This window comes from Micrococcus sp. KRD070, from assembly GCF_017168435.1.
Taxonomy (GTDB): domain Bacteria; phylum Actinomycetota; class Actinomycetes; order Actinomycetales; family Micrococcaceae; genus Micrococcus; species Micrococcus luteus.
In genome coordinates this window covers 1-435 of sequence record NZ_JABFNH010000031.1, presented here as the reverse complement: position 1 = coordinate 435, position 435 = coordinate 1, and the positions used below count along the sequence as shown (strand labels likewise).

Genomic DNA, 435 nt, shown 5'->3' with positions numbered 1-435 from the left:
CCCGATGACCCTTCGACAGGCTCAGGGACCGGCTCTGGGCGGCCTCGTCGCGATCGTCACCGGTGGCGCCTCGGGCATCGGCGCGGCGATCGCCACCCGCCTTCACGCCGACGGTGCACAGATCGCCGTGCTCGACCGCGACACGTCCGGCGCCGACGAGCGCTTCGCCGCGTTCACGGCCGACGTCTCGGATCGCGCGAGCGTGGATGCCGCGGTCGCCGGCGTCGCAGACAAGTTCGGTCGCATCGACATCGTCGTGAACAACGCCGGCATCGGTGCCATCGGCGATATCAGCGCGAATGACGATGAGGAGTGGGCACGCGTGCTCTCCGTGAATGTCACCGGCATCGCACGCGTGACCGCGGCTGCCCTGCCCTGGCTGCGCAGGTCGCCCGCCGCAGCGGTGTGCAACACGGCATCCATCGCCTCTTCGAC

General features: G+C 70.1%; 1 protein-coding gene. It reads left to right on the top strand.

The window, feature by feature from the left end; translation table 11 throughout:
- Positions 1-4: 4 nt before the first annotated feature.
- On the top strand, positions 5-435 hold a 431-nt coding region (locus tag J1M38_RS11280), incomplete at its 3' end, for an SDR family oxidoreductase (RefSeq protein WP_206501262.1).